The organism is Enterocloster sp. 210928-DFI.2.20 (assembly GCF_020554465.1).
In the GTDB taxonomy this organism is placed as follows: Bacteria; Bacillota; Clostridia; order Lachnospirales; family Lachnospiraceae; genus Enterocloster; species Enterocloster bolteae.
On record NZ_JAJCHK010000019.1, the window covers coordinates 56185 to 79072 of the forward strand.

Annotated in this window: 19 protein-coding genes; 4 read left to right on the forward strand and 15 right to left on the reverse strand. The window is 51.6% G+C overall.

The features are described from left to right. Nucleotides 1-54: 54 nt before the first annotated feature. Nucleotides 55-1821 (forward strand): methyl-accepting chemotaxis protein, encoded by a 1767-nt coding sequence (locus tag LI015_RS17090; RefSeq protein ID WP_002565062.1) that lies wholly within the window; start codon nucleotides 55-57, stop codon nucleotides 1819-1821. A 93-nt stretch (nucleotides 1822-1914) separates the two neighbouring features. Here the strand turns inward: LI015_RS17090 and LI015_RS17095 are convergent, their stop codons facing one another. Beyond that, on the reverse strand, nucleotides 1915-2997 hold the full coding sequence (locus tag LI015_RS17095) for a substrate-binding domain-containing protein (RefSeq protein WP_002572792.1): 1083 nt from the start codon (nucleotides 2995-2997) through the stop codon (nucleotides 1915-1917). 172 nt (nucleotides 2998-3169) lie between these two features. Beyond that, nucleotides 3170-4480, reverse strand: coding sequence for a serpin family protein (locus tag LI015_RS17100; protein WP_002572793.1), 1311 nt, complete (start codon nucleotides 4478-4480; stop codon nucleotides 3170-3172). 272 nt (nucleotides 4481-4752) lie between these two features. Between LI015_RS17100 and LI015_RS17105 the strand changes: the two genes are divergently transcribed. Then, nucleotides 4753-5196, forward strand: a complete 444-nt coding sequence (locus tag LI015_RS17105) for an Hsp20/alpha crystallin family protein (protein ID WP_002565065.1) — start codon at nucleotides 4753-4755, stop codon at nucleotides 5194-5196. 116 nt (nucleotides 5197-5312) lie between these two features. Here LI015_RS17105 and LI015_RS17110 read toward each other — a convergent pair whose 3' ends face one another. Beyond that, the gene (locus LI015_RS17110) at nucleotides 5313-6989 is read right to left on the reverse strand and encodes an amidohydrolase (protein WP_002565066.1); all 1677 of its coding nucleotides are present in this window, start codon (nucleotides 6987-6989) and stop codon (nucleotides 5313-5315) included. 148 nt (nucleotides 6990-7137) lie between these two features. On the opposite strand from LI015_RS17110, the gene LI015_RS17115 reads away from it, so the two are divergent. Next, nucleotides 7138-8766 carry a phospholipase D family protein gene (locus tag LI015_RS17115; RefSeq protein ID WP_002565067.1) on the forward strand — a complete coding sequence of 543 codons (1629 nt, stop codon included), beginning with the start codon at nucleotides 7138-7140 and terminating at the stop codon, nucleotides 8764-8766. On the opposite strand, the gene LI015_RS17120 is transcribed toward LI015_RS17115, so the two are convergent. The 4 genes from LI015_RS17120 to LI015_RS17135 all read right to left on the reverse strand — a co-directional run bounded on the left by LI015_RS17120 (nucleotide 8759) and on the right by LI015_RS17135 (nucleotide 13100). Beyond that, a complete protein-coding gene (locus LI015_RS17120; protein ID WP_002565068.1) occupies nucleotides 8759-10150 on the reverse strand; it encodes an MATE family efflux transporter in 1392 nt (463 codons plus the stop codon). The genes LI015_RS17115 and LI015_RS17120 overlap by 8 nt on opposite strands. Nucleotides 10151-10163: 13 nt before the next feature. After that, the gene (gene pepF / locus LI015_RS17125) at nucleotides 10164-11960 is read right to left on the reverse strand and encodes an oligoendopeptidase F (protein ID WP_227125800.1); all 1797 of its coding nucleotides are present in this window, start codon (nucleotides 11958-11960) and stop codon (nucleotides 10164-10166) included. A 71-nt stretch (nucleotides 11961-12031) separates the two neighbouring features. After that, complete coding sequence (locus tag LI015_RS17130) at nucleotides 12032-12736, reverse strand: LrgB family protein (protein WP_002565070.1); 705 nt, start codon at nucleotides 12734-12736, stop codon at nucleotides 12032-12034. Between the two features lies 1 nt (nucleotide 12737). Further along, nucleotides 12738-13100, reverse strand: a complete 363-nt coding sequence (locus LI015_RS17135) for a CidA/LrgA family protein (RefSeq protein WP_002565071.1) — start codon at nucleotides 13098-13100, stop codon at nucleotides 12738-12740. Nucleotides 13101-13317: 217 nt separating this feature from the next. Between LI015_RS17135 and LI015_RS17140 the strand changes: the two genes are divergently transcribed. Further along, the gene (locus LI015_RS17140; protein WP_002565072.1) at nucleotides 13318-14319 is read left to right on the forward strand and encodes a GNAT family N-acetyltransferase; all 1002 of its coding nucleotides are present in this window, start codon (nucleotides 13318-13320) and stop codon (nucleotides 14317-14319) included. Nucleotides 14320-14352: 33 nt separating this feature from the next. Here LI015_RS17140 and LI015_RS17145 read toward each other — a convergent pair whose 3' ends face one another. The 8 genes from LI015_RS17145 to LI015_RS17180 form a co-directional block, all read right to left on the reverse strand. Continuing rightward, complete coding sequence (locus LI015_RS17145) at nucleotides 14353-15066, reverse strand: GTP pyrophosphokinase (RefSeq protein ID WP_002565073.1); 714 nt, start codon at nucleotides 15064-15066, stop codon at nucleotides 14353-14355. Nucleotides 15067-15108: 42 nt separating this feature from the next. Then, nucleotides 15109-15945 carry an Mrp/NBP35 family ATP-binding protein gene (locus LI015_RS17150; RefSeq protein WP_002565074.1) on the reverse strand — a complete coding sequence of 279 codons (837 nt, stop codon included), beginning with the start codon at nucleotides 15943-15945 and terminating at the stop codon, nucleotides 15109-15111. A gap of 99 nt (nucleotides 15946-16044) precedes the next feature. Continuing rightward, nucleotides 16045-17202: a flagellin lysine-N-methylase gene (gene fliB / locus LI015_RS17155; RefSeq protein WP_002565075.1), complete on the reverse strand. Its 1158-nt coding sequence runs from the start codon at nucleotides 17200-17202 to the stop codon at nucleotides 16045-16047. A gap of 10 nt (nucleotides 17203-17212) precedes the next feature. Continuing rightward, a complete protein-coding gene (locus tag LI015_RS17160) occupies nucleotides 17213-17812 on the reverse strand; it encodes an HD domain-containing protein (protein WP_002565076.1) in 600 nt (199 codons plus the stop codon). A 267-nt stretch (nucleotides 17813-18079) separates the two neighbouring features. After that, nucleotides 18080-20350, reverse strand: a complete 2271-nt coding sequence (locus LI015_RS17165) for a xanthine dehydrogenase family protein molybdopterin-binding subunit (RefSeq protein ID WP_002565077.1) — start codon at nucleotides 20348-20350, stop codon at nucleotides 18080-18082. A 2-nt stretch (nucleotides 20351-20352) separates the two neighbouring features. Then, nucleotides 20353-20832 carry a (2Fe-2S)-binding protein gene (locus LI015_RS17170; protein WP_002565078.1) on the reverse strand — a complete coding sequence of 160 codons (480 nt, stop codon included), beginning with the start codon at nucleotides 20830-20832 and terminating at the stop codon, nucleotides 20353-20355. A 30-nt stretch (nucleotides 20833-20862) separates the two neighbouring features. Beyond that, a complete protein-coding gene (locus LI015_RS17175; RefSeq protein ID WP_002565079.1) occupies nucleotides 20863-22179 on the reverse strand; it encodes a uracil-xanthine permease family protein in 1317 nt (438 codons plus the stop codon). A gap of 52 nt (nucleotides 22180-22231) precedes the next feature. After that, nucleotides 22232-22852 carry a flavodoxin family protein gene (locus LI015_RS17180; RefSeq protein ID WP_002565080.1) on the reverse strand — a complete coding sequence of 207 codons (621 nt, stop codon included), beginning with the start codon at nucleotides 22850-22852 and terminating at the stop codon, nucleotides 22232-22234. Between the last annotated feature and the right edge of the window lie 36 nt (nucleotides 22853-22888).

Genomic DNA, 22888 nt, shown 5'->3' on the forward strand with positions numbered 1-22888 from the left:
ATAGACTGCCATGCCCCCAATCATCGGGGCATGATTACTAAGGAGAGTCGATTTATGAATTTTATGAAGAATTTAAAAATTGGAAAAAAATTAATTGTTACATTTGGAGTTATCATTATACTTTTTTTAATTTCACTTATGGTATCAATTATGAGTCTGAGCAACTCCGGTAAGAATTTTGGAGATTTCTACACAGTGGGATACCCGGTTTCCAATAAGACAACCGATATGTGCCGTGCTACCCAGACAGGCTTAAAGTGTATAGCAATCAGCATGCTTACGGATGATGCTGCTGAAACACAGAATTATATTACCCAGGCCAATGAACAATTTAATACATTGTCTCCGGGATTCGACTATTTACGGCAGAATTTCAGAGGTGATAAGGCGGTGCTTGACCAGGCCCAGAAAATTCTGGAAGAGGCAAAGCCATACCGGATAGAGATTCTTGACCTGGCAGGACAGAATAAGAATACAGAAGCGGCTGACCTGCTTTTTACTAAATACCAGCCATTAATGCTGGAATTTATGAATTTAATGAACAAAGCTGATTCTGATACCACTGCGATCGCGGCCGAGGACTATTCTCAGTCCGCCAAGGCCCAGACCTCTGCCCTGGTATTTCTGATCACCATAGCTGCATTGGCTCTGGCACTGACGGTCACACTTGCCATTTATATCACAAAAGCCCTCACCAGGCCAATCAGCGAGATTGAGGAAGCAGCTAAAAAGATGTCTGCGGGAGATCTTGAGGTGTCGATCAGCTACGTTTCAGAGGATGAACTGGGCAGCCTCTCTGAGAGCATGAGGACCCTGACCCATAATTTTAAGGGGATTATACAGGATATGGGAATGGGGCTGTCGGCTCTGGGTAATGGGGATTTCAGTGTGGATTCTAAGGCCAAAGAGCTTTATGTAGGCGAATTTGCACAGCTGGCAACATCCATGTATCAGATCATTGACAAGCTTTCATCTGTATTGGGACAGATTAACCAGTCTGCGGACCAGGTGGCATCCGGCAGTGACCAGGTTGCGTCCGGTTCCCAGGCCCTTTCCCAGGGAGCCACGGAACAGGCCTCCTCAGTGGAGGAGCTGGCCGCCACGATCAATGAAATCTCCAATCAGGTGAAGTCTAACGCGGAGAATGCGCACAATGTCAACAAGCTGGCAGATGATGTGGGGCTAAAGATGACGGAGAGCAACCAGCAGATGCAGACCATGATTGAAGCGATGAAGGAAATCAGCTCCTCCTCCAGCGAGATCGGAAAGATTATCAAGACAATTGAGGATATTGCCTTCCAGACCAACATACTGGCGCTCAACGCAGCGGTGGAGGCGGCCCGCGCAGGAGAAGCAGGAAAGGGCTTTGCAGTGGTTGCGGATGAGGTGCGTAATCTTGCCAGCAAGTCAGCGGAAGCATCCAAGAATACGGCGGCGCTGATAGAGAGCTCCATTCTGGCAGTGGAAAAGGGCACTAAGATTGCAGACGAGACAGCCCACACTCTGTTAGAGAGCGTGGAAGGCGCCCAGAAGGTAACCAGAACCATAGACCAGATTTCCAGGGCATCTGAGGAGCAGGCATCCTCCATCAGCCAGATAACCCAGGGGATAGACCAGATCTCCAATGTGGTGCAGACCAATTCAGCCACCGCGGAGGAATCAGCAGCAGCCAGCGAGGAGTTATCCGGACAGGCACAGATTCTTAAGGGGTTAATCAGCCAGTTTAAGTTAAAGGATATGGGAAGCGCCCCCATGGTGATGCAGGATGTTCCAAGACAGATGGATCCAATTCCCGTTTACCCGGACGGAAGTAAATACTAAACAGCAGCTTTGACCAGGACAGGGGCAGCATTTATGAAGGAAACGCTGCCCCTGTCTTTTTGTTTTCCGGCTTCAGCCAGTTAAGTCCGCGGTTTATGTCCGCATATACTGCATGTCCTTAATATTTTCCCAGAAGTAGTTTACGTTGCTCTTAAATATCAGTACTATTTCCACCCTGCGTACCTTTTCCGCTGGTTCCTTATCCATGAGCAGGTACTCATAAAGCATCTTGATGGCAAGATATGACTGCTTACAGGGGTCCTTGAACACCAGATTGGTAAAGGTTCCTTCCTTTAAGGCCCTCACCGTCTCATCAAATACATCGCTTGCAATGACGGGAATCCTGCCTGCCATCCCGCTTTTCTTTAATGCCCTGTACAGGACAGCGCTGCCTCTGGAAAACACGCAGCAAATCAGATCCGGGGGATTTTCCTTCAAAATATCCAGCACGTTTTTATCCAGATGGTCTAATTCATAATAGCCGTATAAATCCTCAACAGCATACTCCTTCTTCTCCTGCCGCATATATTCGTGAAACCCTTTTGCCACCAGATAATGGGAATCCTTATAGGGGTCACCTGTCATCAGGAGAATGCGCCGGCCCCTGGCCAGGATATTGCAGGCCTGTTCCGCCATGAGCTGGCCTGCCGCGTAATAATCCCCCACCACGGTTCCTAAATGGCCGCACCGGTCCTGGTCTTCGGTCACAAAAACCACAGGCAGCCCTTTATCTGTAAAGTATCTGACTGCACAGATTCCCTTTTCGTCTCCCGGCGGAACCGTCAGAAGTCCGTCTAACTCCTCCCCTGCCTTCACCTTTTCACATAATGCTTCCAGTGTCCGGGAAAGCTCTCCCTTTTCATAGGCCAGCTCCTGAATCTCCAGGTTAAACTCGCTCTGTTCCGCCAGGTACATTCTGTATCCCTGCCATATATAGCTGTAGAAATACTTGCTGTCCTGATCCAGTTTGGGCAGGCATACTGCAATTTTCATATTTTTCCGTTTCAGCATGGATGCCATGGCGTTCAGCCTGTAACCATTTTTTTCCGCATAGGATACTATTTTTTTTCTGGTAGCTTCACTCACCCCAGGCTTTCCATAAATCGCTTTATGGATTGTATTAAGGGACACATTAAAATGCTGTGCCATATCCTTCATGGTAATCTGTGATTTCATGTGGTTTTCCTCGTCTTCTCATAAGGTCAAATTATATTTAAAACAAGCCTTACGATATATCTTATACAATCCTTCACTTTTTTTCAAGCCCGCAGGCAGCAATTCCATAGAATGCACAGAATCCGGTTTGGGGAAATCAATTTTGGGGAAATCCGTTTTGGGAAAATCCGTTTTATTCCAGCTGCATCAGACAGCCCATAAAAAGAGGAAAGTTCTGTCTGGTATCTATAATCATATAGAAAAACGGTCTGTCAAGAAAAACCTCCTTTGGTTCCTCTGTTTGAACGGCACTGCCCTCCGATACCTCAACTGCCGTCACTGCCCCTGCTTTTGTCCCTTTTTCGTCCACATCAATTTTAGTCTTGTGAATCACTTTGCTTATATAAATATTATCATTATCTGAATGGGCCATGGAGGAAAAATCCGCTTTTTGGCTGTCAAATGCATCTTTCATTCCGGATTCCGTCAGGGACTCGTTGAGAACCACATTGTATTCCACTGTAAATTTTGGCAATCTGACACAGACGGTTTTATTACGGGTCTGTTCAAGAAGATCTGTAATCCCATTTTCCTTTAACCTCTCCAGGAACTCCTTCATCGTCATACCCTCATCAGGCAGGACCGCGGCAAATGCATAGGCGCCGTCCCCATATGGTTTTAGGAATCCCCTCCCCAATGTATTTTCAAGATAGACTGCTTCTGTGGAATACATGAACTCCGCGGACTGGTGTTCCCCGTTTTCCGCGTTAAATGTTCCTTTATGTATCTGGTTCTTTTTATAGATATCCCGCCATTCCCCGTCAAAGGACAGCGCATTGACCAAATACATAACCGCGTCCCGGGGCGGCGCCTCTTCCAGCAGTTTCTGAATCATGCCGTTGGTTTCCTTCTTTACCCAGCTGTTGATGTCATCCCTTGTGCCCGCGTCAAAGGGAGCCTCAAATATAGATGCATCGTAATAATTCCGGCTGGTTTTAAGAAAATCCTCATTTATAGCCAGGCTGTCCCTGTCCCTGAACCATATGGAATTCGCTATGTTGACCTGGCAGGCCTCGCTGTTGGGCATATAATCTGTGTATGCCTTCAGATAATCATTCAGGACAGCCGTATCCGTATGCATCATCTGTTCCATCTGCGCCCGCGTGCTGCCCTCCGCTCCATTTGCAGTCATTCCCAGGGCGGAGACAATGGAAAGAGGCGAAATCAGGCAATTGCCATGGGACAGGTTTTCACTCAGAAGTTCCAGAGAAAATTCTGTAAGTTCCTTCCGTGGATTTACAGATTCATAGGATGGCTCCATCATATCCACTGTCTCCACTTCTTCCTTGGGTATATTCCGGGTAAGATCCTGGGTACCCTTATGAAGGCCATTTAAAGCACACCCGGATGTGAGCGCAGATAAAAATATGGCTGTCAGAAGCAGCCCAGCTCCCAGATACTTCCTTTTCCTTTTCGTTATCATTTGCATCAAATGTTTCATCATATTCCCCTCCCTGCCGCAGATATGCGGAAACCTTATGATTACTTTACCATATCCTTCCACGTTTTACTTTAATCCCTGCTTACGGTTCTATGTTTTTTCTCTGAAGGCCGCAGGATATGCTGCGTACAGGCTGCAAATGCTCTCTTAATATACTTCATACTTTTTTTATAATTTTATTAGCACTCACCTCTTGACAGTGCTAACAATCGTGCTATAATACAAGCATAAAGCAAATGAAACCAAACAGTTCTATGAGCGAGGAGGATATAACGATGATGTTAATACCAAGAAGAAACTACGGACTTAATTTATTTGATGACTTTTTCAATGACCCATTCTTTACCAGCGCCTCCGAAAAGGGTGAGGAGGCCAAGAAGCTTCCGGTGATGCGTACCGACATCATGGAGAAGGATGGAAACTATATTTTAGAGATTGAACTTCCCGGATTCAAAAAAGAGGATATCAGAGCAGAGCTTAAGGACGGGTATCTGACTGTCAGCGCTGATATAACCAAGTCCAGCGAGGGCAAGGATGACAAGGGCACCCTGATTCACAAGGAGCGCTATACCAGTTCATGTAAGAGAACCTTCTTTGTAGGCGAGCAGATTCGCCAGGAAGATATCAAGGCTGGTTTTGAAAACGGCATACTGAGGCTTCAGGTGCCAAAGGATGCGCCCAAGGTGGAGGAGACACCCAAGTATATTGATATTCTGTAATCATCATTGAATGCCCAACTCCTTTTATATATATATTATCCCTAATAAAGGACACAGCCGTGAATCCCCCATCCCGGCTGTGTCCTTTTTAGTTCTTTTATATTCTTTCTTTCATCCTATGCTTTCCACAAAAGCCGGTCCTCCTTGATGGTTGCCAGCACCCTGATATTTCGTATCTCATCTGCCCCTGTTTCCAGAGGATTCTGTTCCAGCACCACAAAATCCGCCTTTTTCCCGGGCGTGACGGTTCCCTTCTCATTTTCTTCAAAATACTGGTATGCCCCGTTGACCGTCACTGCCTTAAGCGCATCCCGCACCGGAATGCGCTCCTCCGGTCCCAGCACCTTACCCTCCCTGGAACGCCGGTTTACGGCGCACCACAGAGTCTCCATCATGTCCGGCATAATAACCGGGCTGTCCTGGTGCAGGGTGAAACAGATGCCCTCCTTCAGGGCCGATGCAGCCGGGCTGATGCGTCCCGCCCGCTCCTGACCAAAATTGCGGACGTGGATGTCCCCCCAGTGGTATACATGGGCCAGGAAAAAGGAGGGAATGATTTCCAGTCTCTTTACCCGTTCCAGCTGATCCAGCCCCAGAAGCTGGGCATGAATCATTACCGGACGGATATCGCCCCTGTAAAAACCAGGCTTCCTGCTGTTCCCGCTCCCCAGTTCCCTGTAAACTGCCTCCAGCATATCCATGTACTGCTCTGCCGCCCTGTCACCGTTGCAATGGGCCAGAAGCTGCATGTCTTCCAGCTCTGCCTTTAAAATATTTTCCTTTACCTGGCTGTCCTCCAGGGTATTATAACCGCAGTAATCCTCTTTTGTTGCCCGGGTCCGGGGAAATGCATCCGCCTGTGCCTTTTCCTCTGCATCCGGTGTTTCCGGCAGATAGGGCGTACGCATCCATGCCGTCCTTCCCTGGGGCGATCCATCCAGGAACATTTTGTACCCGCCTATCTTCATATGCCCCTTATAGTTCTTTATATGGCTTTCAAATGCCGTCCGTGCAGCATCGCTGTCCCGTATATCCATAAAGGAAATTAAATCCAGCTTTAAAAGTCCTGATTTCAGCAGCATCTGGTACAGCGGCACCAGCTGGCTTGCCATCAGTCCCTCCTGGACCGTGGTGATTCCATAGGAAGCATAGAGCTCCTGGGCGCGGCCGTAGGCAGTCAGGAAATCTTCTGCCGACGGCATGGGGATGCGTCCCTGGAAGCCCAAAAATGCATTTTCCTCCATATATCCGGTGGGAAGCCCGCCCTCCATTTCTATGACGCCTCCCTGAGGCGCCTGTGTCTGTCCGGTCACACCCAGAAGGTTGAGAGCCATGGTGTTAAACACCCCCATGTGGCCTGACTGGTGTTTCAGTATCAATGGATTCTGAGGCGCTGCCTGGTCCAGGACCTTCCTGCGGGGGTGGCTGTGTTCCTTCAGGCGGTTGTGGTCATATCCGGACGCAGTGACCCATTTTCCCTCTGGAATCTTCTTATCTTCAATGTATTGCCGGATGCATGTTATCATGTCCTCAAAACTGCCCGCCCCGCCCAGGTCCACTTCCATTGTGTGGCTGGCGCAGGCCGTAAAATGGCTGTGGGAATCTATAAAGCCCGGCATCATCACCCTTCCCTGAAGATCCAGCCTGCGGGCCTTATCCCCTGCTCTTTCCTTTACCTTTTCCCATGTTCCTGTCTCCAGGATTCTTCCGTCTTCTGTCAGCACGGCTTCCACCTGGGGGCACCTGTCCTCCATGGTAAGAATGGTGCCGTTATAGTAAAGCGTCTGCGCCATGTCCTGTCCTCCTGTTCTATGAATTGACTTTCCCTGTTTTTCTTAGTATAGTACCTATATTATCACTGGTACAGCGTATCGCAGGTCCTTGTGCACACGGCGCCCGCTATCCGCAGTACTAAAAGTATGCACATAAAAGGAGTTTCTTATGATATGCAGGTGTATTACATGGATTAAAAAGCACCCTGTCCTCTCACTCTTTTTCCTGATACTGATGTATCTGGTGATTGGAGCCACAGCTCCCTTCTATCACTATAAGCCAATTTCCCAGGAAACACAAGATACGGTATCGGCTGAGAACTTCTATCAGGAGGGAGACAGCCGGGACCGCGCCATGATACTGGAAACCAATCAGAGCGCCTGGGATGAACGGATGCGCCTCATGAACCTGGCCAGGGAACGGATTATACTGTCCACCTTTGATTTCAGGGATGGCGAGAGCCCCAGGGATCTGATGGCAGTCATGCTCCACAAGGCGGACCAGGGAGTCAGCATAAAGATACTGGTGGACGGTTTCTCCGGCCTGGTGCGCATGGAGCCCAGCAAGCTTTTTTATGCCCTCTCCAGCCATCCGAACATTGAAATCAAGATTTACAACAAAATGAATCCCCTGCTTCCGTGGAAAACCCAGGGAAGGATGCATGACAAGTATGTGATTGTGGATGATTATGGATATATACTGGGCGGCCGGAATACCTTTGATTATTTCATCGGTTCCTATCCCACGGATTCCAGAAGCCATGACCGCGAAGTCCTGGTCTACAATACAGCCCACGGCACAGACAGGGGAAAGGACAGCTCTCTGTATCAGGTGGAAGATTACTTTGAGCAGGTATGGAATCTGGATGTGTCCTCCCTGTTCCATGACAGCGAAAAGACCGGTGACAGGACCTCTGTCCGGAACGCGGCGGCCATGCTGAGGGAGCGGTATAAGGTCCTGGCCATCCAATATCCGGATCTGTTTGACAGTGAGGAGGATTCTGCCAGCTGCACCGCCGCGCCCGGCCAGCCCGGCTGTCCGGCCCTGCCCATGGATTCAAGTATCAACGATGACGATTACCCCGCCGCCCCGGATATCCCGGACGCCCCGGATACCGCTCCCCCCCTGTTCCCGGCCTTATCCCTGACCGCCAATCAGTCAAAGGCCCTGGAGTATTACGGTTCCAACACGGTTCCCACGGGGAAAATCACCCTGGTGTCCAACCCCACCGGCATCTACGGAAAGGAACCCGTGGTCTTTCACACCATGTCTGTTCTTATGAAGGACGCAAAAAGGAGTGTGCTGATCCACACTCCCTATGCTGTATTCAATGACTATATGTACGATACCATGAAGGAAATCACGGCTCGGGTGCCGGTGACCATGATGATTAATTCAGTTGAAAACGGCGACAATTTTTTTGCCTCCAGCGATTATCCCATGCACAGGGACGCATTTGGGGATACGGGCATGGAGATTCTGGAATATGACGGCGGTCTCTCTTATCATGGCAAATCCCTTGTCATTGACGATGAGCTGTGCGCCGTGGGCTCCTACAATTTCGATTTGCGCAGCACCTATCTGGACACAGAGCTTATGCTGGTCATCCAGAGCCCGGAGCTGACAGCCCAGCTGGAAGAATACATGGTCTCCTACCAGAAGGACTGCCGACGTCTCCTGCCGGACGGAACATATGAAATACCGGAACATCTGACCATTGCAGATGTCCCGGCGTATAAAAGGGCGGCCTGGAAGGTGGTGGGCTTTGTGATGCAGCCCTTCCGCTTCCTTATATAACCTTTTTATCCCTCCATTTTCCTGTGAGGTAACGGCTGAAGGATATGACATAATTGGCAATCCAGCCCATGGGGACCGCGTACCACACGGCTGCCACACCCCATATGGGAGCAAAATGAAAGGCTGCGTAGACACGTATGGTCAGATTCACCAGATTGGCAATGGTAAATACCAGCACATCCCCGGAGCCTCGCAGAACTCCGTCCGTACACGCCTTCATACCGATGAACACAAAGAAGTAGGCGATAAAGGACAGGTATCCCGTGCCCGCCCCATAGGCTTCCCGGCTCATGCCGTCTCCCAGGAAGGAGGTTATGATCGGGCCGTTAAGAAGCACCACTATCACGGCTATGATGGCGGAGAAACCGGCTACAATGCCGTAGCTGGCCCTGTACCCCTCCTTCACCCGCTCCATCTTCCCGGCGCCGATGTTCTGGGCCGTGAAGGTGGCTACGGCGTTGCCTGTTGCAATCATGGGCACCACGCAGATGGACTCAATTCTGCTTCCCGCTGAGTAACCGGCCAGGGCAGCGGAGCCAAACCCATTGACCACGGACTGGACCAGCAGCATTCCGATGGATACAATGGACTGCTGGAGAATGGACGGCACCGCAATTCTGGTCCCTGCCTTTAACATGCTGCTGTCGTAGAGCCTGAAACTATCCCCGTCCTCCTGCTCATATCCCCTTAATTTTTTCATCAGGATGCCGAAGGATATCAGGGCGGATACTCCCTGGGCCATGACAGTGGCAATGGCCACACCGTCCACCCCCATCCCCAGCCATGTGACAGATATAATGTCCAGAACCACGTTCAGGATGGATGAAAATATGAGAAGGTACAGAGGCGTCCTGGAATCCCCCATGGCATTGAATATGGCGGCAAGAACATTGTACATAAACAGGAAAGGCATTCCCAGGAAGTAAATTCCAAGGTACAGCTTTGCCTGGCCCATGATATTGGCCGGTGTCTTAAGAGACTCCAGTATGAGGCCGTTCAGGTATAATCCCGCGCTCCCCAGCAGAATGCTCACAAAGAGGAAGGTGATCAGGGCCGTGGAAATGGAGGTTTTCATTTTTCCGTGCTGCCTGGCTCCCAGATACTGGGATGTCAAAACCGACGCGCCGTTTCCTCCCCCTATGGCTATCATAATAAACACATTGGTCAGGGCATAGGAAGCACCTACAGCCGCCAACGCGTCCTCGCCCACAAAATTGCCCACAATCATGGAGTCCGCCATGTTGTAAAACTGCTGGAACAGGTTTCCCAGAATCATGGGAAGGGCAAACAGGAGAAGGCGGCGCCCCGGACTCCCTTCCGTCAAGTCAATCCGCTTTTTTATCTGCTTTCCCTGTTCACGGCTTTTTGCTGCACTCTGATTCATGTTCTTCCCTCAATCATTCATTTGTATGGATACACTTCTTAAATTCCTCAATCAGCTCCCCGAAGAAACCAAGGGCTTCATCCACCGGCCGGGTGGTGGACATATCCACACCGCAGAGCTTCAGAAGATCGATTGGCTTCATGGAGCAGCCTCCGCTTAAGAACTTCTTATACCCTTCCAGCGCGCCTGGTTCCCCGCTCATAATGCGGCTGCTGATGGCCACGGCTGCTGAGAATCCCGTGGCATACTGATATACATAAAAAGGTGTATAGAAATGGGGAATCCTCTCCCACTCATAATCAATCTGGCGGTCCACTGTCATGGCCGGCCCGAAATAGTCTGCATTCAGCTGGCGGTAGATACTGCACAGACTCTCAGCCGTCAGGCTCTCTCCTCTGGCCGCCTTTTTATGGGCCATATCCTCAAACTCCGCAAACATGGTCTGACGGAACAGGGTTCCCCTAAAGCTCTCCAGGAAATGATTCAGCAGATATGCCTTTTCCTCCCTGCTGCCTGCCTTCTTAAGGAGATGGCGTATCAGAAGCGCCTCGTTGCAGGTGGATGCCACCTCTGCCACAAATATCTTATACCCGGCATAGGTAAACGGCTGGTTCCTGTCGGAATACCAGGTATGGATGGAATGTCCCATCTCATGGGCCAGGGTAAACACATCGTTAAGGGTGCCATGGAAATTCAGCAGCACATAGGGATGGCTGCCGTAGGTCCCCCAGGAATAAGCGCCGCTGCGCTTGCCTTCATTTTCATAGACATCAATCCACCGGCTGTCAAATCCCTGCTTTAACAAGGACAGATATTCCTCTCCCAGCGGAGCCAGGCCCTCCAGCACAATGGACTTTGCCTCCTCATAGGTGTAACGGCGGTCAGCCGCTGCCACCATGGGTACATAAAGGTCATACATGTGAAGCTCATCCACTCCCAGCACATCCTTCCGTACCCGGGTGTATTCATGAAGCTTCACGATATTTTCCCGCACTGCCTTCACCAGATTGTCGTAGACCAGCTCAGGAACCTCGTTGTCAGCCAGGTAATACTCCCGGCTGGAGGCATACTTCTTTGCCTTTGCGTAGAATACGGCCTGCTTCACATTGGAGGAAAATGCAGCTGCCAGAGTATTGGAAAACTGTTCATACACACTGTATAACCCCTCGAATGCATCCTTGCGTATCCTGCGGTCCTGGTTCTCCATCAGGGAAATGTAATTGCCGTGGGTAATCTGGATTCCCTCCCCACTCTCCCCCGTGATAACGGGGAACTTCACATCCGCATTGTTGAACATGGTAAAAATCTGGCTGGCGCCCTGGGTGGCGTCATAGGACTGGGCCAGAAGCTCTTCCATCTCGCCGGACAGGGTGTGATCCCGCCTGGCAAGAATGATTTCCAGCGCCCGTTTAAAATGGCCTATGCCGTTATCCGCCGCCATATACTGTTCCAGAAGCTCCCGGTCCATGGACAGAATTTCCGGCACCAGGAAGGAGCTGTTCTCAGCTGCCCGGTAGGACAGCGTCTGGGCCCTGGAAAACATATCCTGGTATCTCTGCACGGTGGTATCCTCGTCGGAACGCATCCTGGCATAGACATACAGACGCTCTATCTTCTGGGAAAGCTTGTCGTCGAACAAGAGGCAGGCATACAGGGTATCCGCGGACTCGGCCAGTCTTCCCTTGTAGGAAGCATATTCGCTTATTTCCCCGGAAGCCTCTTTAAACATCTGTTCCCACTGGCTGTCCTCCGCCACCATATCCTCCAGTTTCCAGGTATACTTACTATCTGCTTCGCTTCGTTTTTTCATGCAGAACACACTCCTTCCAATACAATATTAAATGGGCGCTCAATTAAATATACATTATTTTAAATTACACGCTAAATTAAATTCGCTGCCAGAGGAACCACAATAACCGTCATCAGCCCTGCCACCGCAATGGAGAGACTGCTCATGGCGCCCTCGATTTCTCCCATCTCCAGGGCCTTGGCCGTCCCCACCGCATGGGCGCTGGTTCCCATGGCCAGGCCCTTGGCAACGGGATGGCGGACCTTTAAAAGCTTTAACACGGTCTCCCCGGCCATATTGCCTAACACCCCTGTAAGTATGATGCTCATGACCGTCAGTGTTACGATGCCTCCTGCTTCCTCGCTGATACCCATTCCGATGGCCGTGGTAATGGACTTGGGAAGCAGTGTCACGTAGTGGACATGGGCCATACCCAGCACCTTGCACATGAGGAAAATACTCACCGCACTGGTGACCACCCCCGATGTGATGCCCACCGCCACGGCGTCAGCATGTTTCTTCAGCAGATGCAGCTGCTTATACAATGGGATTGCCAGACAGACCGTGGCCGGCGTAAGGAGCCAGCTGAGATAGGATGCACCTTTATTATATGTTTCATAATCCATTCCTACTCCCAGAATGCAGGCAATAATCAGGGCTGCCGACACCAGAAGAGGATTCAGGATAGCCAGTTTTGTTTTATTCTTAAGCCAGCAGGCAAACAGATAGGCGCCTATGCTGAGCACAAGACCGAAATATTGTGTTTGTTCCAGTATCAACCGTATGCCTTCCCTCATGTCACTGCTCCTCCCCGCTGTGTTTTCTGCCCATGACCCACTGGGCCATGCATCCGGTCACTGCCATGACCAGAAGGGTGGATATTCCTATGATTATCAGAAAGGGCACCAGAACTGCCTTCACCTCTCCGATACATTCCACAATCCCAACCGTTGCCGGTATAAACATCATGGTCATGGTATCCATGAGAAAATTACCCGTGCCCTCCACGCTCTCCAGCTTCACGGCCCCGCACATCAGGGCTGCCAGCATGATGAACAGGCCGTACACACCGGCCGGCACAGGCAGGGGCACCACATGATTCAATATCTCTCCCGCCAGGGTTATGCCCAGGATAATTCCTATCTGTTTTACATATCTCATATCTTTTGTTTCCTCCTGCTGCGTTAGAGCGTGTTTTAAGCCATGCTCCGATTATGTTTGAAATTCGCACGGCCTTTATTCTACCACTGCATTTTTCCATAATCAACCAGAATACAGATAAATACACAAGAAATACAATCTTGCCATTGCAATGAACGCCTTACTGCCCTACAATATAGGAAAGTCCAAAGGTAAGAATCCAGGAGGCCGCGCCCGCATGAATATGATGCATACCAATACCGCACATACAAATCTGACTCGTACGAATATGACTCATACAAATATCACCCATACAACCACATTATCCCGGAAAGAACAGGAAGATATACGCAGGATTTCGGCCCTGTGCCGCCTCACGGACGGCCTGAGTCTTTCCTGCCCTGAGGACGGGGATGAATACTGGCTTCTGGAGGAGGACGCCACTGCGGCTGCCTTCCTGGCCGTGTATAAAACAGAGGAAACAATGTGGGAATGCTATGCTTTCACACACCCGGATTTTAGAAGAAAGGGATATTTTTCTGCGCTCCTGGAACAGGTCTGCCAGTACAGCGAGGCCCTGGGCGAGCCGGAACTCTGCCTTGTAACCGACAACAAGTGCCCGGCGGCCACGGCCGCTCTCCGGGAACTGGGGGCAGAGCTTTGGAATGAAGAATATATGATGGAATATAATACAGCAGCCGATTCTTCTAAGGATGGAAAATCCGCCTCCCACGCCTCCCTGCCGAACAGAGCGTCGGACGGAGCGGATGGCAGAAAGCAGGATATGGAACTGGACATGGACATCCGCCCAACTCTAGAAGGGCTGCTCATCTGCGCCAGAAGGCCGGGGGACCATCCCTCCCCGGACAAGGATGGCATAACTTCCCAGGACAGGGATGACATCACCGCCCGTAACAAAGCTCACAGCACCGCCCGGAGCAAAGTTCACAGCACCGCCCAGGATAACACCTCCGGTACAGACAGCACGCCGGACGCCTGCGTTACCTGCCGTCTTTCCCTGAACAGCACCGCCGCATACCTGTACAGCCTGGAGACCGCTCCGGCCCTGCGACGCCGGGGGCTGGCCAGCTGTTTTCTCATACAGCTCATCCGCTATCTGGAGCGTGAGGGTATCCGGCGGATCTGCCTCCAGGTATCCGGCTCCAATGAACCTGCCCTGCATCTCTATAGAAAAACAGGGTTTCGCATAACGGAAACCCTGTCTTACTATCTCTACTAGAGCCTGTCTGAACTATCTGATTTACAGTCTCTGTCAGTCCCTGCGCACCGTGACGCCCTGGGCTTCAATTTTCTTGCGTATCTCCAGCATCTTCACGTCTGTGCCGGCAATGACCTCCGCACACTGCTTCAGTTCCTCGCTGATTTCTCCGTTGTCGTCAATAAAGGACTTCTTATACTTTAACTGATGGTCCAGGCTGGCCCAGAAGTCCATGGCAATGGTACGTATCTGCACCTCCACACGGATAGGCTTCTTGCTGTCGGAGAAGAACACCGGTATCTCGATAATCATGTGGTAGCTCCGGTATCCGTTGGGCTTGGGATTCTGAATATAATCCTTCACCGCAATCACCTTTACATCATCCTGCCTTATCAGCATATCCGCCACTTCATAGATATCATCCAGGAAGGAACAGATAATCCTGATTCCGGCCACATCATCCAGATTTTTCTCCATGGACTCCAATGATATCTCGAATCCCCTGCGCTGCAGCTTTTCCACTATGCTCTTGGGCTTCTTCACACGGGACTTTATCATCTCGATGGGATTGCGCTGGTTCTTTACGGACAGCTCGTCGTTCAACACTTCCAGCTTTGTCTTGACCTCCCTGATTGCACAGGTATACCTCATCATAGCCTGCTGGAACTGGCGAGCCTGGTCAACCCACATCTCCGGCACCTGGACCATATCCGGTACATTGACGATGGACTGATGAAGCTCACTGTTGGGATTGATGTTAATGTTCATCGGTTCACCTCATTATCTATGGTTTACTGCTGCCGCAGTTTTTTATAATGCCTCGACTGCCTTTACAGCCTCATCAAACCACGGCATTTCAAGATATTCCACCCGTCCTGCATCCACCATCTGGGCAATGGCAGGATCAATTGGTATCTGAGCCAGGACCTTGATGCCGTGCTCTGCCGCGATTTCCTCTACATGGCCTTCTCCGAATACGCTGATGCGTTTGCCGCAGTCGGGACATTCCAGATAACTCATATTTTCCACAACTCCCACAATGGGGATATCCATCTTCTTTGCCATGTTCACTGCTTTGGCTACAATCATTCCAACCAGTTCCTGCGGTGAGGTGACAATGATGATGCCGTCCACAGGCAGGGACTGGAATACGGTCAGGGGTACATCGCCTGTGCCCGGCGGCATATCCACGAACATATAATCCACATCCTGCCATAAGGTCTCAGACCAGAACTGTTTCACGGCTCCCGCAATCACAGGGCCTCTCCAGATAACCGGATCCGTATCCTTATCCAGAAGCAGGTTGGCGGACATGACTTCCACGCCTTCCATGGACTTGGCCGGAAGCATCAGTTTGCCGTCAGGTGATGTGGCCACGCCCTCATTGCCGATTCCAAAGGCCATGGGAATGGACGGACCTGTAATGTCAGCGTCCAGGACAGCTGTTTTCTTGCCCTTGCGGTTCATGCTCACTGCCAGCATGGAGGTGACTAAGGACTTGCCCACGCCCCCCTTGCCGCTGACAACGCCAATTACTTTCTTTACGGAGCTGGCCGGATTCAGTGCCTCCAGGAACTCACTTTTATCTGCCTTGCGGCTGTCGCAGTTTGCACTGCAGGAGCCGCAGTCATGGTTACATTCACTCATTTTTTTGTTCTCCTTCCAATATTTCTAAACCTAATTTTCATTATAAATCCATTTCACAAGATTGTCCATTGTTTTCTGGCTGCCGTCACTCTCCTGCCGTCACTCTCCACTGCCATCACTTTCCACCGCGGCCAGCAGACGCCTGAGGGCAAATCCCGGCCGCCTGACCACTGCTTCCTCCAACACTGCCTTATTGGAATCCGAGTGTTCCACTTCCCGGGAAAACCGGTGGGCCCCATCCGCAAAATCCAAAAAAGTAAGCCTGCCGCCCTGGTCTGTCCACAGAGCCTGGGCCAGCTCCTCAATCAGCAGGGTGGCTGTTGCCGCCATCTTCATTTTTCCATAGGGATTCCCGTTGTAAACAGCCCCGCAGAAATAGGTGAACACAAAATACACCATGAGCTGTTCCTTAAGCACCGGCAGCCGTTTTCCAATCTCACTTTCCAGGAATGCCCTGCGCCGCGTCTCATATGCCTGCCTGCCCTTCCCGTAAAGAGCTGCCTTCATCCCGGAGACAAAGGCCGGCCAGTCCTTTCCCAGAACCTCCATTTCGGAAAACAGGGAAAAGGCCTCCTCCATGACCTCATACCTGGAACAGGACGCCCTGTCCCAGCCTGAAGGAAGCCGTCTGCGCCCCGCCGCCCTGCGGTACCGCTCTATAAGCCCGTCCGCCTCATAGAGCCGCCCTTTTCTGATACGGGCCTGAAGGTCGTGGGCCAGTCCCAGGCACATGGATGTCCTGTCTTCCCAAGACCAGGTACGGTCTCTGAGGATATCCAGTGCCAGTTCCCTGGCATCCATCAGCTTGGTAAAGAGAAAGAAGTCAAAGTCCTCATATGTCTCCTGGCGCTCATCCTCCCTGGTAAGAAACCGCACCGGTTCCTCACAGCCCAATATGATTGTTGCCGCCTCTATGCAGGAAAGGCAGAGCGTCATTTCCCTGCATCCCTCAAATTCTTCTATATGCCTGGGATATGTGCGGCAGGTACGGCACAGGTACTCCGGCCCGGCCTCACTGTAGATGTCGCATAGATTTTCCTCATTTAAAAACGCGCACCGTCCATGGTACTGCTTAAAGGAACCTTCCTTCCAATGAATGGAATTATGGAGCCTGCTGCCAAAGGGTCCGTCCATGTTCCTGTACTTCTTAAGGGATGCGCTGTCAATCATGATGCCCCATCCCGCGCAGCAGGTGTCCGGACAGCCGGACGCAGTACATTTAAAATGATTGTAATAGTGGGGAAATGTGTATATCATTTGTACCTCCTTATAAATGCTGCAGCCTTCCCCCGCAGGGCAGCGCTTCATAGATGGTGCATCCCATCTGTTCTTCAAAATAATCCTTTATTTCCAGCACCCTTTTCCACCGGGGAATGGTGCTGGGATGAACCCCGTACCGGATGGTCACGTCCACGAACCTGGTTTCCAGAGGACAGAATCCCGTAGGCAGGGCCAGGCTGTCGCAGAGCTGTACCAGACGGTCATAATCGTCATAGACTGCCCCGGAAATGAATTCCTTCATAAATTCATAATCCTGGGGCGTCACGTCAAACTCACCAATGGACGTGCCTATATCCTGTATCATGAACGCATGGCTCATACAGATTCTGGCAGCCTCCTCCCATCCGTGTTCCATGCATCTGCGGTATCCGTCTAACAGATGGCGCTCCGATGTCCGGCCCGCATATCTGCCTGTATCGTGAAGGAGGCCCAGCACATAGGCCCGGTCCCGGTCCATGTGGCTGCACCTGGAAGCTATGCTCTCACAGGCAGCTGCCACGTACAGGGAATGCTCCTTCCAGGGTCCCGGATTTAAATCCGCCGCCCACTTAAGCTCTTTATTTGCCCTCTCTCTGTCCGGTATCATTGTGTCCCTCCTGCTTTCATTCTTCCGGTTTCCCGCCTTCCCAGGCAGAAACCCCCTGTTGTTTTAACGGAACTCCGTTTATTGTACTACCAAATCATACAGATATCTACCTTGTATTTAAGATTTAACATGGGAATCCCTTACAACATACCGCGGCATATCTGAGACAGCAATGTCCCGCCGCAGCAAATGCTTGGCTGCGGCGGGACATTGTATCCATCTGTTATTATAATCTGGTTCCGGTTCTTAAAAACGGTCCGGACGCTCCTATTTTGCCAATGACAATGCCTCCAGCACGTCCTCCGGACGGATGGGAAGCTTGTAAAACTGCCTGCCCACTGCATTGGACACTGCGTTGGCTATGGCCGGCGCCACCGGAACAACGGCGCACTCTCCGATGGACTTGGCTCCGTAAGGACCTGTCTCCTCCTCGGAGTCCAGGAAATCCACGGAAAGCTTCGGCATTTCCTTCACGTTAAGGATGTGGTATTTCTTGAAACTGCTGGTCTGGTTCCTGCCCGTGCTGTCCAGCTTCATTTCCTCGCAGAGGGCATAGCCCAGACCCATGGAAATACCGCCCTCCAGCTGTCCGGTGATGCCCATTGGATTCACCACCCGTCCCACGTCATGGACTGCGGCGTATTCCAGAACCTTAATCCCGCCGGTGACCGTGTCCACCTGCACCTTTGCAAAATGGGCTCCGCTGCTCATGGGGCCTGCCTCTGAGTGGAACATATAGGAGCAGCTTAAATCCTCCTGATGCTTTTCCCTGGCATGAACCGCAATCTCCTTCATGCTGACAAACTTCCTGTGAATATCCACGCACCACACTGCATCGTCGTGGAAATCCAGGTTATCCGTGGTGGTATCCAGAAGCTCTGCCGCCAGTACAGCTATCTTGTCACGCATGATTTGGGCTGTTTTCACTGCCGCGTGGCCGCTGGTGTAGGTGCCTCTGGACGCGTAGGCTCCCAGATCCGACATGGCCGCGTCCGTGTCCGTCTTTATGTAGGCGATATGGTCCAGCGGGATGCCCAGCACCTCGGAAATCAGCATGCACTGGGTGGTCACGGATCCATTTCCCATATCCGAGGTTCCGGTGGTAAACACGATGGTCCCGTCCTCGTTCATCTTGATGGTGATGCCCGTGATATCCGGCATGAAGGGGAACATGGATGTTCCGTGGGAACCGCAGGCCATGCCCACTCCTATGAGGTAGCGGCCCTTCTCCTTCCTGGATGCCTCCATCTGCTTTTTGGCCTCGTACCAGTCGATGAGCTCCCGTCCGCGGACCACGCAGTCCTTCAGGCGGAAGTTGCCAAAGGATTCCCCGTCATTGCAGGCCGCCTCAAAGGGATCCGCCAGGTTCTTAAGGAACACGTCAGACGGGTCCAGGCGCAGGCTCTGGGCAATCTCGTTCATCATGGACGATACAGGGAAAAACTGCTGCGGGGAACCAAATCCCCTCATGGCGGAAGCCACCGGCGTATTGGTATATACCGGTATTCCCCGGCATCTCATATTGCGGGTCTTTAAGAGCTTATAGAACTTGCCCCCTGCCGCCCAGCACACGGACATGGTGGCGCTGGTGTGGGCGCCTGCGTTTAAGATCATGGTCTCATCGGCTGCAGTGATGGTTCCGTCCTTTTTCACTGCCATGGTTAAATCCACCTTGGCAGCATGGCGGGTGCGGGTACAGCAGAATTCTTCGGTCCTGTTGTAGACCATTTTCACGGGACGGCCGGTCTTTATGGCTAAGAGGGCTGTCACCGGCTCTGTGACCAGGTCAATCTTGCCGCCGAAGCCGCCGCCCATCACCGGACTGATAACGCGTATCTTGCTCATGGGCAGCTCGAAAATACGCTGCAGATTGATTCTCTGGCCAAAGGCATCCTGGGTAGGCGTCCACACGGTCAGCTTGCCGTCCGCATCATACTCCGCAATGGAGACATGTGTCTCAAGGGAACAGTGGTTCACGGCCGGCATCTCGTATCTGTGCCGGAAAACATGGTCCGCATCCCTTATGGCGCCGTCCACGTCACCGCCGGAGTTATTGGATTCCATGATGATATTGCCGCCCTGATGAATGGGGTAGGCGTCCTCCTTCATGGCTTCCTCCGGATCCAGATAGAAGGGAAGCTCCTCATATTCCACAGAGATAAGGGAAAGGGCTTTTCTTGCAATCTCCTCTGTGTCGGCCGCCACAGCCGCCACCTTATCCCCCACAAAGCGGACGGTCTGGTCAAACACCAGCTCGGAGGGATTGATGTCCTTATCCTCACCGTTTCCATTGTAACGGTTCTTTGGAGAATCCTTGTAGCAGACAACGGCATGGACCCCCTCCAGAGCCTGGGCCTGGGTGGTGTCAATGGACTTAATCCTGGCATGGGGAACGGGTGAAAATAAAATCTTGGCATACAGCATTCCGGGCAGCTTCATATCGGCCACATACCGCATCTGCCCTGTCACCTTCATGGCGGCATCCCTGACCGGCACGCTTTTTCCTATCATTCCATTCTTGGGTATCTCACATGACATAGCTATCTTCCCTCCTTTCTCATGACCTGGGCCGCACGCTTAACAGCCTCCAGTATTTTCACGTAACCGGTACACCGGCACAGGTTTCCCTTCATGGCTTCCTTGATTTCCTCCTCCGTTGGATCCGGATTCTTATCCAGAAGAGCCTTGGCAGCCATGACCATGCCCGGAGTGCAGAAACCGCACTGCACGGCGCCGCAGTCAATGAATGCCTGCTGGATGGGGTGAAGGCTTACATGGCCGGGTGATATTCCTTCAATGGTTTCAATGGCCTTCCCTCCCATATCCATTGCCCTCACAGAACAGGAGTTGACAGCCTCGCCGTCAATGATGACCTTGCAGGAGCCGCAGTCACCTGTACTGCATCCGCATTTGGTGCCTGTCAGGTCCATAACCTCCCGCAGGGTGTAAAGCAGGGTCCAGTTTTTTTCCACTGCTATATTATAAGTTCTTCCGTTAACGTTTAATGCTACTAATTCCATCTTGACCTCCCTATCAGTTATATTCTGCCTCTATGCCTCTTCCTTTTTTTCGCCGGGAAGAATGATATTCAGTACCAGGGCAGTGATGGCCGTACCGGAAATACCGGTAAACAGCGTAACTACCGTGGAGGGAAGGAACGCAAGGGTTCCTGCGGCCTGGGCAAAGTTGCCGCCGATTCCCACTGCCGCCGCCAGGGCGATGATGGTAAAGTTTCTCTTGTTGTTCTCGTCAAAGCCAATAACCTTGATACCGCTGGCAATGATGTTTCCAAAGGTAACCAGCAGGATGCCGCCTAAAACCGGATTGGGAATCAGGGCCAGCACCTGGGAGAACTTGGGGAATATGGCCATGAGGCCGAAGATAACGCCTGCAATGGCTGTTACAAACCTGGAAGCCACGCCGGACATAACCTCCACGCCGGAGTTCTGGGCCGCCACACACATGGGAAGGGCGTTAAACAGGGTGGAGAACACGCCGCCCAGGGCGTCGCCGCGCACAGATGCCTTTAAGGTTTCCTTGGTGGGAAGGCCCTCGTCCGTGGCAGTGACAACACCGGTGGTGTTGCCGGAGTTCTCCATGATGGTTGCAATATGGATGATAAATACGGTGATTACGGCGCCCAGATTTACGGTCATTCCAAAGTTAAGAGGTCTGGGGACAGCTACCCAGGCCGCGCTTCCCACCTGGGAGAAATCTACCATTCCTGTTACGGAACAGAACACATAACCTGCCACCATGGCGATGAGTACTGCCAATGACTGCACAATTCCCTTTGCAAAATGGTCGATAATGACGCAGATTGCCGCGATGGCAATGCCGATTAAAAACATCTTCATGGCGTCCGGTCCCGTGGGGTTGTAATCCACCATGTCGTTCCATGCATTGAGAATCAGACACATTCCCACTGCCAGAACCACAGAACCGGTTACTGCGGGCGTAAAGTATTTGTACAGTTTGTCAATCACAATGGGTCCCAGCAGGAACAGGAGCAGCGTGCCAAGACAGGCAGCACCAAAGGCTCCCGGAATTCCGATGTTGGGATCATTGGCAAACAGCACCATTGGCGTGATGAGGGTCCAGCTTCCCGCAGATACCAGGGGCAGCCTGGCGCCAATCTGAAACTTGCCGATGCGGATTCCCAGAGACTGAATCAGCGTGGTGATACAGCAGGCAAACAATCCGCACTGTATCAGAAACGCCGTGTCGGCCGAGTTCATTCCGGCACCGCTTGCCAGCATGATGGAGCCTGTCATAGAACCTGTAAAGATAGTAAACACGTATTGAAGGGCCCAAGGTACAGCCTTACCGGCGGGAACCTTGTCGTCAAATCCATATTGCATTTTCATAAAAATATCCCCTTTATAAGTTTTTATACATCAGTTGTCAAGTTACGAAATACTAGAATCTTGCCTCTTTCATGATCCTGGACATTTTAGCCATTTTCCTTCCCAGGATTTCACAGTTTCTGAATCCGTCCGGGTCCTCTATCTCCGTGGATCCGTCCCCGGGATTCCACAGCATAGGGCCGGAATACATCCCTGAGCCGCCTGTACAGACCGTCATTCCCTGTGTCAGGAAAAAGTTGGTGATGGAATTCATGGTGGCCTCCTGGCCGCCGTTTCTGGTGCCGCCCACCGTGATTCCCGCCCCTACCTTGTGGGCGAAGAAATCAGGATCCTCCACTCCCTTAAGCCATGCGGAGCGGAACCGGTCAAAGAAGGTGCACAGCTGGGCCGTTATGTTCATCTCGTAGACCGGTGACGCGATAATCACGCCGTCAGCCTCGTAAAATTTGTCGTACAGCTCCGTCATATCGTCCTTGAACACGGTACAGCGGTCGGATTTATCCCGCAGGCACTTGTTGCAGTGGATGCAGAAATTCATTTTCTTGGCGCGGAGCTCCACCAGCTCCACCTCCACGCCTTCCTCTGCATTCTTAGCCGCTTCAAGGGCTGTCTCCAGCGCCTTGTAGCAGGACTTGCGGCGCGGGCTGCCGCAGATTCCCAGTATCTTTACCATATTCTCTTCCCCTTTCCCGGTGCAGCGCACTGCACC

What these genes read in the sequence shown, in the direction of transcription:
- fliB (WP_002565075.1), bottom strand. Translation starts at nt 17,202, where the DNA reads ATGATATACACATTTCCCCACTATTACAATCATTTTAAATGTACTGCG.
- LI015_RS17150 (WP_002565074.1), bottom strand. Translation starts at nt 15,945, where the DNA reads ATGAGTGAATGTAACCATGACTGCGGCTCCTGCAGTGCAAACTGCGAC.
- LI015_RS17105 (WP_002565065.1), top strand. Translation starts at nt 4,753, where the DNA reads ATGATGTTAATACCAAGAAGAAACTACGGACTTAATTTATTTGATGAC.
- LI015_RS17175 (WP_002565079.1), bottom strand. Translation starts at nt 22,179, where the DNA reads ATGAAAATGCAATATGGATTTGACGACAAGGTTCCCGCCGGTAAGGCT.
- LI015_RS17095 (WP_002572792.1), bottom strand. Translation starts at nt 2,997, where the DNA reads ATGAAATCACAGATTACCATGAAGGATATGGCACAGCATTTTAATGTG.
- LI015_RS17170 (WP_002565078.1), bottom strand. Translation starts at nt 20,832, where the DNA reads ATGGAATTAGTAGCATTAAACGTTAACGGAAGAACTTATAATATAGCA.
- LI015_RS17120 (WP_002565068.1), bottom strand. Translation starts at nt 10,150, where the DNA reads ATGAATCAGAGTGCAGCAAAAAGCCGTGAACAGGGAAAGCAGATAAAA.
- LI015_RS17090 (WP_002565062.1), top strand. Translation starts at nt 55, where the DNA reads ATGAATTTTATGAAGAATTTAAAAATTGGAAAAAAATTAATTGTTACA.
- LI015_RS17115 (WP_002565067.1), top strand. Translation starts at nt 7,138, where the DNA reads ATGATATGCAGGTGTATTACATGGATTAAAAAGCACCCTGTCCTCTCA.
- LI015_RS17145 (WP_002565073.1), bottom strand. Translation starts at nt 15,066, where the DNA reads ATGAACATTAACATCAATCCCAACAGTGAGCTTCATCAGTCCATCGTC.
- LI015_RS17165 (WP_002565077.1), bottom strand. Translation starts at nt 20,350, where the DNA reads ATGTCATGTGAGATACCCAAGAATGGAATGATAGGAAAAAGCGTGCCG.
- LI015_RS17140 (WP_002565072.1), top strand. Translation starts at nt 13,318, where the DNA reads ATGAATATGATGCATACCAATACCGCACATACAAATCTGACTCGTACG.
- LI015_RS17160 (WP_002565076.1), bottom strand. Translation starts at nt 17,812, where the DNA reads ATGATACCGGACAGAGAGAGGGCAAATAAAGAGCTTAAGTGGGCGGCG.
- LI015_RS17110 (WP_002565066.1), bottom strand. Translation starts at nt 6,989, where the DNA reads ATGGCGCAGACGCTTTACTATAACGGCACCATTCTTACCATGGAGGAC.
- pepF (WP_227125800.1), bottom strand. Translation starts at nt 11,960, where the DNA reads ATGAAAAAACGAAGCGAAGCAGATAGTAAGTATACCTGGAAACTGGAG.
- LI015_RS17100 (WP_002572793.1), bottom strand. Translation starts at nt 4,480, where the DNA reads ATGATGAAACATTTGATGCAAATGATAACGAAAAGGAAAAGGAAGTAT.
- LI015_RS17135 (WP_002565071.1), bottom strand. Translation starts at nt 13,100, where the DNA reads ATGAGATATGTAAAACAGATAGGAATTATCCTGGGCATAACCCTGGCG.
- LI015_RS17180 (WP_002565080.1), bottom strand. Translation starts at nt 22,852, where the DNA reads ATGGTAAAGATACTGGGAATCTGCGGCAGCCCGCGCCGCAAGTCCTGC.
- LI015_RS17130 (WP_002565070.1), bottom strand. Translation starts at nt 12,736, where the DNA reads ATGAGGGAAGGCATACGGTTGATACTGGAACAAACACAATATTTCGGT.